Source organism: Tistrella sp. (genome assembly GCF_002684955.1).
Classification (GTDB): Bacteria; Pseudomonadota; Alphaproteobacteria; order Tistrellales; family Tistrellaceae; genus Tistrella; species Tistrella mobilis.
In genome coordinates, this window is sequence record NZ_NYWI01000052.1 from 35,886 (window position 1) to 44,872 (window position 8,987).

The window sequence follows — 8,987 nt, forward strand, 5'->3', positions numbered from 1 at the left end:
GGACGGGCTCCCTATCTCCCCCTCCCCGCGCTCCCCGGAGACGACCCGCGCCATGGCGCTGATCACCACCACCGTCGGACGCACGCTCGGCAATCTCGACGATGCCCGCATGTGGCGTCCGCTCGGCATCGGCATCGCAGGGTCGGCGATCCTGATGGGCGTGCTGTGGTGGCTGGCGGTGGGCTGGGTGGATGCGACCGGGCTTACCGGCATCGGCTGGCTGGACACCACCATTTCCTATGCCGGCGATTTCGCCGTCATCGTCATCTCGGCCTGGCTGCTCTTCGTGCCGATCACCTCGGCGGTGATGGGCCTGGTGATCGACGAGGTCGCCGGGGTCGTGGAGCGGCGCAGCTATCCCGGATTGCCGCCGGCCAAGGGGGCCGGGTTCTGGGCCTCGCTCTGGTCCGGCGTCAGGTTCGGCGTCTTCGCGCTTCTGCTGAACCTGCTGGTGCTGCCGCTCTATTTCGTGCCGGTGGTCAACCTGGTCCTGTTCGTCGGGCTGAACGGCATCCTGCTCAGCCGGGAATATTTCGAACTGGCGGCGCTGCGCCGTCTCGGCACGGCCGAGGCGAAGGCCATGCGGCTCCGCCACCGCACCACGCTCTTCGTGCATGGCGCCGCGGTCTCCTTCCTGTTCGCGATCCCCTTCGTGAACCTGACCGCGCCGATCATCGCCGCCGCCCTGTTCACCCATCTCTTCACCCTGATCCGGGAGCGCGAAGCCCGTGAGCTGCGCCGTCCGTAGCCAGATCGCCCCGCCTCTGGCCACCCATCCTCTGGCCATCCGTCCTTTGGCAGCCCTTCTTCTCGGCCTTGCCGGCTTCGGCCTCGCCGGCTGTCAGACCACCAGCCCCGATATCGGGACGGCCCAGATCCGCCCGGCGCCCAAGCCTGCGCATGTGGCGCAGCCCTCGGGGCTGGCAGAGCTGCTGAAGCTGGATCAGAACGATCTGACCACCCGTTTCGGCCGGCCGGCGGTGGCGCGGCGCGAAGGCCAGTCGGTGTTCTGGCGCTATTCCGACAATCGCTGTGCGCTGATCCTGTATTTCCCGGCGATCGACGCGGCAAAGCCGGGCGGGGCGCGCCCCACCCATGGGGTGGTGCGCTGGTTCGGTCCGCAGATGGCGGGTGCGGGCGATGCCGATTGCGTGGCGGGGTTCGATCACGCCACCATCCAGGCCCGGCTGACCGCGCCGGGCGTCTGAGCCTGTCTAGCCGGTTGCGGGCAGCAGGTTGATCGGTTTGCCCGGGGCGTCTGCAGGCGCCGTCTCGCCTGGATAGGGTGCCAGGCCCGACGGCGGCACCGGTCCCACCGGTGTGGCCGGCACGGTCGGTGGCGGCGGCACCTCTCGCGGCGGCAGAAGCGCTGGCGTCGCCGGTGTCACGGGGATGGGGACCACCGCCTCCGTTGCGGGCATATCAGGCGTCGTCCCGGGTGCGGCCGCCTCGGGTGCGGCCGCCTCGGGGACGACGGTCGGGGGCGCCTGCACGGCGGCCTGCATCGCCTCCAGCCTGCGGCGCATCTCTTCGATCCGCTGGCGTTCCGCCGCGGCTTCATTGGGGGTGATCACCCCCAGGCGCATCCAGTCGTCGATGCGCCGGCCATGGGCTGCCAGCTCTTCGGCCGTCATCTCGTTCGGATAGGGCAGCGTTTCCGCCGGGGCGGGCGGCAGCAGGGCATCTATGATCCGGGCCTGTTCGGCCCGCGCCTCTTCGGCGGTCATCTCGCGCGCGGCGACCATCTGCTTCAGCGCCTCGAAGCGCGCCATGGTCTCGCCGGGGGTGGGGGCCGGGGCCAGCGGGTCCACGGTGACCGAGGGCGTATGCGACAGCGGCAGCAGCCCGCCCAGATTGGTCGCCCGGCGTTCCGTCGCCAGCCGGGCCGTCACCAGATCGGCGGCACGCAGCCGCTCCATGGTCTGGAAGCGCCGCACCATGCCGACGTCCAGCGCCTGGTCCACCGGGGCGGGGCCCGGCCGTGGCCGGCTGCCGGGCGGCCACACCACCGGCTGCCAGGCCACCATCTGCACCGCCGCCGGCGAGTCGACCGTGATCGGCGCCTCGACGATGATCGGGTCGGTGCTCGGCAGGATCCGTTCCTCATCCGCCGGCGGTTCGGTCGTCATGGTCTCCGCGCAGCCGGTCAGGATCGCCGGCATGGCCAGCAGGGCCAGCAACAGGGCGATGGGGCGGCGCAGAAACAGGGGCATCGGGCGAACGGGTGTCATGCTCAAGAGAATAGGGTGTCCCGGCCGCGCCCGCCAGCCCTGCCCCAGCGGCAACATGCGGCCTCAGCCGATCCGCCGCCCGGCCTCGATATGGGCCCGCCCCCCGCGCAGCCGGCGGTCCAGCCGCTGGGCGAACCGCCCGGTGCCCACGGTCAGGCTCTGAACCGTCTCGGGTTCGGCGACCAGTTCGGCGTGTCTCTCCGAGAAATAGCCGATTCGGCTATTTCGGCCCATATTCATAGCCGATCCGTCAGCTGGGGTCATCGCTTCCCACACCGGGCGACCGCCATGCGGACCGGGTGCGATCGTATGTTCCAGCCCCATCATCGCCAGCATGGTCGGCACGATGTCGGCGGTGCCGGTCGCGGTCTCGATTCTGGCCCCGCTCCGGAAGCGGTCGCCGACCAGCGCCCCCAGGCTCAGGATCTCTTTCGGGTGCAGCCCGCCATGGATGCCCACCCCGTCGCCCAGGCCGTTGTCATGCAGGCAGGTCCCGGTCAGGCCCCACTGGTCCGGCTCGTCGAAGTTCCGCAATACGAAAACAAGATCGGCTGCCCGGGCATGGTCGATGCCCGCGAGCCGCCGGTCGAAGGTCCCCGGGGCCTGGCCTTCCACCCCGTCCCGGCCGGGGGCCGAGAACACCATGCCGATCTCGTCCATCTCCATCAGGGCTGCCGCCACCTTCGCCGCCAGCGCCGGGGAACGATCACGCACCAGCATGTTTCCGCAATAGCCCGGAATCAGGGCCACATCGGCCCCGTCGGCCAGGTGCCGGTCGACCCTGAACCCCGCCGACCGCAGCGCCGCCGCCAGATCGAAGCGCCGGGTCTGGGTAACATGTGCATGATCAGACACAAAAATCAGCTGCACGCCCGCGGCCCGACCCTCGGCCTCCCACCAGTCCGCAACCCGGCCGATCTGCTCGTCCACCGCCCGCATCGCGCCCAGCGAGGTTTCGGATCCGATGCCGAAAACATGGTAGGCATTGTCGGGCTCGCCATACCACAGAATGGTGACGTCCGGCAGGTCGCGGGTGATGACCGTCAGGAAGGCGTCGGTCATCCAGCGGGTGCCGGCCAGGTCCGGATACTGCTTCGGCGCCTCGGGCCGGCCCACCTCGTCCAGGATCGCCCGCACCTCGGCCTCGGGGAAGGAACTCTCGGGCTGGTGGACCGACAGGCACAGCGCGTCCAGCCCGGTCATCGGCTGTTTCAGCCGCACGCTGCCGGCGGAATTGGCCGACAGCACCTTCAGCCGCCGGCCGTTGGCCGCCAGAATCTCGCCCAGGGTCGGGGTCGTGAACAGCCGGCCGTCATAGGCCGCGGTCGCCTTCTCGATCTTGGCGACGTCATAGCCCTCGAAGCGCTCGCGGGCGTCGACCCGGGGGTCCAGGAAGAAGTTCGCCACCATGCCATGGCCTGATGGCCGGGCGCCGGTCACCAGGGTCGGCAGGTTGACATAGGTCTCGGTCGGGAAGGCGGCGGAATGGCGGGCCAGCACGGTGCCCCGCTCCAGCAGCGCCGTCAGCACCGGCATGCGATCGTGGGTGACGAGTTCCGGGCGCAGGCCGTCTAGGCCGATCAGCAGAAAGCGCATGGGGGGCGGGCTCCGGTGGCGGCGGCTGCCGAGAGGATCGGGAGGAGGTGACATAGCAGGATCATGTTGCACCTCTGTGATCGGCCTGCCCAGTCCTGTCTGGTTTAAACCAGGTATCGGCGCCCTCATCGGCTCTGGCGAGGGGGGGCGCGCTGCTGTTAGGTTGGGCGGATTTTCCCCGACGGACAAGCGGATGACCCTGCGCGACCCGATCTATCTCAAGGCCAAAACCCATCTGAGCGACGGGCTGGACGAGGGCCGCTGGCGGCCCGGGGACAAGCTGCCCTCGGAACGGGATCTGGCGCGCCAGCTCCTGCTGGACCGCAATCTCGTCCGCCATGCCCTGATGGCGCTGGAAGGCGAAGGGCGGGTGATGCGGCTGGATCGCCGGGGCTGGTTCGCCACCCCGCCCCGCCTGGCCTTCGACCCGGTCAACCATGTCAACTTCGCCCGCGCCGCCCGCGACCAGGGGCGGGATCCGGGCTGGCAGTCGCTGCAGCGCGACATGGTGCCCGCCCCCGGGCCCGAGGCCCGGGCGATGCGGCTTCCGCCCGGCACGCCGCTGCTGCGCACCTTCGCCTGGGGGGCGCTCGACGGGGTGCGGGTCTATGTCGAGGAAACCTTCTACAACCCCCGCCTCGGGCCGGTCGCCGATACGCAATGGCGTGGGCGCTCCACCACCGAGGTCTGGGAAGAGGATTTCGGCATCCGGCCCCGCCAGCGCAATCTTCTGGTCCGCCCCGTGCGGCTGGCCGGAGAGGTGCTCGAGGTTCTGGCACTGGCCCCGGGTGCGCCGGGGGTGTACATCCGCCGCATCAAGGTCGACGAGATGGGCAATGTCATCGAGATCGACCATGAATACTGGCGGTTCGATGCCGTCGAATTCAGAATGTAAGCCTGACCACGCCGCATGGGGGCCGCCTGCCCGGCTCCCCCGTGCAGCCGCCCGAGGAGAGACCGGATGAAGACCCGCGCCGCCGTCGCGTTCGCGCCGAACACGCCGCTCGAGATCGTCGAGCTCGACCTGGAAGGTCCGAAAGAGGGCGAGGTTCTGGTCGAGATCATGGCCACCGGCATCTGCCATACCGATGCCTATACGCTGTCGGGCAAGGACAGCGAGGGCGTGTTCCCCAGCATCCTGGGGCACGAGGGCGCGGGCATCGTCCGCGAGGTCGGTGCCGGCGTCACCTCGGTGAAGCCCGGTGATCATGTGATCCCGCTCTACACGCCCGAATGCCGCCAGTGCAAGACCTGCCTGTCGCAGAAGTCCAATCTGTGCACCGCGATCCGCGCCACGCAGGGCAGGGGGCTGATGCCCGACGGCACCAGCCGTTTCTCGCTCAAGGGCCAGCCGATCTACCACTATATGGGCTGCTCGACCTTCTCGAACTTCACCGTGATGCCCGAGATCGCGGTTGCGAAGATCCGCGAGGACGCGCCCTTCGACAAGGTCTGCTATATCGGCTGCGGCGTCACCACCGGCATCGGTGCCGTGCTCTACACCGCCAAGGTCGAAGCGGGTGCCGATGTGGCCGTGTTCGGCCTGGGCGGCATCGGCCTGAACGTGATCCAGGGCGCGAAGATGGTCGGCGCCGACCGGATCATCGGTGTCGACATCAACCCGGCGAAACGGGCGATGGCCGAGGCGTTCGGCATGACCCACTTCATCAACCCCAAGGAGGTCGGTGCCGACAAGGTCGTGCAGGCGATCACCGATCTGACCGGCGGCGGCGTCGACTACTCCTTCGACTGCACCGGCAACACCACCGTGATGCGTCAGGCCCTGGAATGCTGCCATCGCGGCTGGGGCCAGTCGATCATCATCGGTGTGGCCGAGGCGGGGCAGGAAATCTCCACCCGTCCCTTCCAGCTGGTCACCGGCCGGGTCTGGCGCGGCTCGGCCTTTGGTGGTGCCCGCGGCCGGACCGACGTGCCGAAGATCGTCGACTGGTACATGCAGGGCAAGATCCGCATCGACGAACTGATCACCGATGTCATGCCGCTGGATCAGATCAATCACGGCTTCGATCTGATGCATGAAGGCAAGTCGATCCGCTCGGTCGTGGTCTACTGATCCGATGATCGTGAAAGACATGGAGACGATCTCCACCAGCCGCTGCTTCGGCGGTACCCAGGGGATCTATGCCCATGCGTCGGCCGAGACCCGCACCCGCATGCGGTTCTCGGTCTTCGTGCCGCCGCAGGCAGAGCAGGGGCCGGTGCCGGTGGTCTGGTTCCTGTCGGGGCTGACCTGCACGGAAGAGAACTTCACCGTCAAGGCCGGTGCCCAGCGCATGGCTGCGGCGCTGGGGCTGATGCTGGTCGCCCCCGATACCAGCCCGCGCGGGGTGGACGACGGCGGCGAGACGGTGCCCGACGATCCGGAGGGGGCCTGGGATTTCGGTCTGGGGGCCGGCTTTTATGTCGATGCCACCGAAGCGCCCTGGGTGCGCAACTACCGGATGTTCTCTTACATCTCGGACGAGCTGCCGCAGCTGATCGCCGGGGCCTTCCCGGCCGATATGAATGCCCAGGGCATCATGGGGCATTCAATGGGCGGGCATGGTGCGCTGACCATCGCGCTGCGCCATCCCGGTCGGTTCCGCTCGGTCTCGGCCTTTGCGCCGATCGTGTCGCCGCTGAACTGCCCCTGGGGCGAAAAGGCGCTGGGCGGCTATCTGGGGCCCGATCGCAGCCGCTGGCGGGCCCATGACACCGTCGCCCTGATCGAAGACGGTGCCCGCTGCCCGCATATCCTGGTCGACCAGGGCATGGCTGACGGGTTCGTCGCCAGCCAGCTGAAGCCCGACCTGCTGGAAGCCGCCTGCAATGCGGCGGGCCAGCCGCTGACGCTCAACCGGCGCGACGGCTATGACCACAGCTATTACTTCATTGCCAGCTTCATGGAAGACCATCTCCGCTGGCATGCGGCGGCACTCAGGGACTGATATCCCCGATCGGGCCGGGCGGGATCACCTCTCGCCCGGCCCATCCCCATCTCCATCCCCGTTCTCGTTCCCATCCCCATCCTTCTCCCGATGGCTCTTGTCGGGATGCGCCGGGGCGTCGGGATCGGTCAGCGCCCGGATCAGGTCGGCGATCGCCCGCCGGGCCAGCGGATGTGACACAGCCTCGATCCGGGGCAGGTCCGGTTCGCTGCGCTCGGGCGTGCGGCGGCGCGGCGGTACCGTCATCGGATCGGTGGTATCGTCCAGCAGGGCCGACGGCGCCACCTCCAGAACCTCCGCCAGCAGGACAAGGGTGCTGGCCGCGATGCGGTTGCGGCCCTTTTCGTACTTCTGAAGTTGCTGAAAACTGATGCCGAGCGCCGCTGCACAGCGCTGCTGGGTCAGTCCACGCGCCCTGCGGATGGTACGGATCCGTCGGCCGACCGCCGCTGCGAAAACCTCCTCCGCGACCTTTCCGCGCCGTGGACGTGACGACGGCGCCAGATCGTCGCCATCGTCTTCCCACAGGCCATCGGCGTCCCACAAAACGGTCGTGCCGGAATACAGCAGCTCCATCCACGTCCTCCCGTCGGCAGAGTGCGATCGTGCTTCCACCTCAGATTGAAGCACATTTCGTGAGGATCGCGCTACATATCAATCGCCATGCGAGATACAAAGCAAGGCGTGTGCCATGTTGTGATAATTCGACCGGCGGTATATGGCGGCCGGGGGGAGGTGCGGCCGCCATGGTGTCGCCGGCTCAGAGCAGGGCGTCGATGGCCTCGGTGGGGCGGCCGACCACAGCGTGGCCGCCACGCAGCACCACCGGGCGCTCGATCAGCCGCGGCGTTGCGGCCATGGCGGCGACGAGGGCGTCGTCATCCTTCGCCGGATCGTCCAGGCCAAGCCCCTTGTATTCGGGTTCGGCCTTGCGGATCAGGGCCCTGGCCCCGCCCACCGCCGCGGCGACGCGGGCGATTTCTTCGGCCGGGGGCGGGGTGTCCAGATAGCGCACCACGCGCGGTGCCAGGCCGCGGGCCTCGATCCGTTCCAGGGCTGCACGCGACTTGGAGCAGCGCGGGTTGTGCCAGATCACGATCTCGTCGGTGGTCATGATGGATATCCGTTCCGGTTCAGCTGCGCTTCGCTTCGATGGCATCCCAGATCGCCGCGGCGAGATTGGTGCCGTCGAAGCGCTCGATCTCCTGCAGGCCGGTGGGCGAGGTGACGTTGATCTCGGTCAGATAGTCGCCGATCACGTCGATACCGACGAAGATCAGCCCCTGCCGGCGCAGTTCCGGGCCGATCGCCTCGCAGATCTCGCGCTCGCGGGCGGTCAGCGCCGTGGGTTCGGGGCGGCCGCCGACGTGCATGTTCGACCGGGCCTCTCCCTCGGCCGGCACGCGGTTGATGGCGCCCAGCGGTTCGCCATCGACCAGGATGATGCGCTTGTCGCCCTTGCGCACGTCGGACAGATAGCGCTGGGCGATGATCGGCTCGCGGCCCAGCCGGCTGAACACCTCGATCGCGCTGTTGAAGTTCTCGTCGTCCGGGCGGATGCGGAACACCGCCGCGCCGCCATTGCCGTAGAGCGGCTTCAGGATGATGTCGCGGTGCTCGGCCCGGAAATCGCGCAGGGCCTGGACATCGGCGGTGATCAGGGTGGGCGGTGCCAGCTCGGGATAATGGGTCACCAGCAGCTTTTCCGGTGCATTGCGCACCGACTGCGGGTCGTTCACCACCAGCGTTTTCGGATGGACGTGCTCCAGGATATGGGTGGTGGTGATATAGGCCATGTCGAAGGGTGGATCCTGGCGGAGCAGCACGACGTCCATGGTGGTCAGGTCGCGCAGCTCCAGCGCTCCCAGGCGGAAATGATCGCCGGCCATGCGGCGCACGGTGACCTCGTGGCCGCGGGCGGTGACCCGGCCGTCGCGCAGCGCCAGATCGCGGGGCAGGTAGTAGAACAGGCTGTGCCCGCGGCGCTCGGCCTCCAGCATCAGGGCGAAGGTGCTGTCGGCATTGATGTCGATCGACTGGATCGGGTCCATCTGGACCGCAACGGCAAGGCTCATGGGACGGGAAACTCCTCAGCGCGGATGAAGCCTGTGGCGGCCGATATGGTGTGGATCCGGGCGGGGCGGAAGATGGACATGGTGGATCCGGGCGGGGCGGAAGATGGACATGGTGGATCCGGGCGGGGCGGAAGATG

10 protein-coding genes are annotated in these 8,987 nt (G+C 68.5%); 5 read left to right on the forward strand and 5 right to left on the reverse strand.

The annotated features are described in order from the left end of the window. Positions 1 to 52 precede the first annotated feature (52 nt). Both CMO28_RS17315 and CMO28_RS17320 read left to right on the forward strand, forming a co-directional pair. Entirely contained in the window at positions 53 to 748 is a 696-nt protein-coding gene (locus CMO28_RS17315) for an EI24 domain-containing protein (protein WP_062766934.1), read from the forward strand. After that, on the forward strand, positions 729 to 1,208 hold the full coding sequence (locus tag CMO28_RS17320) for a hypothetical protein (protein WP_296715559.1): 480 nt from the start codon (positions 729 to 731) through the stop codon (positions 1,206 to 1,208). Before CMO28_RS17315 ends, CMO28_RS17320 begins: the two co-directional genes overlap by 20 nt. 6 nt (positions 1,209 to 1,214) lie before the next feature. On the opposite strand, the gene CMO28_RS17325 is transcribed toward CMO28_RS17320, so the two are convergent. Both CMO28_RS17325 and CMO28_RS17330 read right to left on the reverse strand, forming a co-directional pair. Continuing rightward, the gene (locus CMO28_RS17325; protein ID WP_296715561.1) at positions 1,215 to 2,237 is read right to left on the reverse strand and encodes a hypothetical protein; all 1,023 of its coding nucleotides are present in this window, start codon (positions 2,235 to 2,237) and stop codon (positions 1,215 to 1,217) included. A gap of 57 nt (positions 2,238 to 2,294) precedes the next feature. Next, on the reverse strand, positions 2,295 to 3,827 hold the full coding sequence (locus tag CMO28_RS17330) for an alkaline phosphatase family protein (protein WP_296715563.1): 1,533 nt from the start codon (positions 3,825 to 3,827) through the stop codon (positions 2,295 to 2,297). A gap of 193 nt (positions 3,828 to 4,020) precedes the next feature. On the opposite strand from CMO28_RS17330, the gene CMO28_RS17335 reads away from it, so the two are divergent. From CMO28_RS17335 to fghA, 3 genes are all read left to right on the forward strand, one after another. After that, positions 4,021 to 4,722 (forward strand): GntR family transcriptional regulator, encoded by a 702-nt coding sequence (locus CMO28_RS17335; protein ID WP_296715565.1) that lies wholly within the window; start codon positions 4,021 to 4,023, stop codon positions 4,720 to 4,722. 66 nt (positions 4,723 to 4,788) lie between these two features. After that, positions 4,789 to 5,901 (forward strand): S-(hydroxymethyl)glutathione dehydrogenase/class III alcohol dehydrogenase, encoded by a 1,113-nt coding sequence (locus CMO28_RS17340; protein WP_296715567.1) that lies wholly within the window; start codon positions 4,789 to 4,791, stop codon positions 5,899 to 5,901. A gap of 19 nt (positions 5,902 to 5,920) precedes the next feature. Continuing rightward, positions 5,921 to 6,775, forward strand: a complete 855-nt coding sequence (fghA, locus tag CMO28_RS17345; protein ID WP_296715569.1) for an S-formylglutathione hydrolase — start codon at positions 5,921 to 5,923, stop codon at positions 6,773 to 6,775. A gap of 24 nt (positions 6,776 to 6,799) precedes the next feature. On the opposite strand, the gene CMO28_RS17350 is transcribed toward fghA, so the two are convergent. The 3 genes from CMO28_RS17350 to gshB form a co-directional block, all read right to left on the reverse strand. Continuing rightward, positions 6,800 to 7,351 (reverse strand): helix-turn-helix domain-containing protein, encoded by a 552-nt coding sequence (locus tag CMO28_RS17350; protein ID WP_296715571.1) that lies wholly within the window; start codon positions 7,349 to 7,351, stop codon positions 6,800 to 6,802. Between the two features lie 184 nt (positions 7,352 to 7,535). Then, positions 7,536 to 7,889, reverse strand: coding sequence for an arsenate reductase (glutaredoxin) (arsC, locus tag CMO28_RS17355; protein WP_296715572.1), 354 nt, complete (start codon positions 7,887 to 7,889; stop codon positions 7,536 to 7,538). 19 nt (positions 7,890 to 7,908) lie between these two features. Beyond that, positions 7,909 to 8,850 (reverse strand): glutathione synthase, encoded by a 942-nt coding sequence (gshB, locus tag CMO28_RS17360; protein ID WP_062766913.1) that lies wholly within the window; start codon positions 8,848 to 8,850, stop codon positions 7,909 to 7,911. Between the last annotated feature and the right edge of the window lie 137 nt (positions 8,851 to 8,987).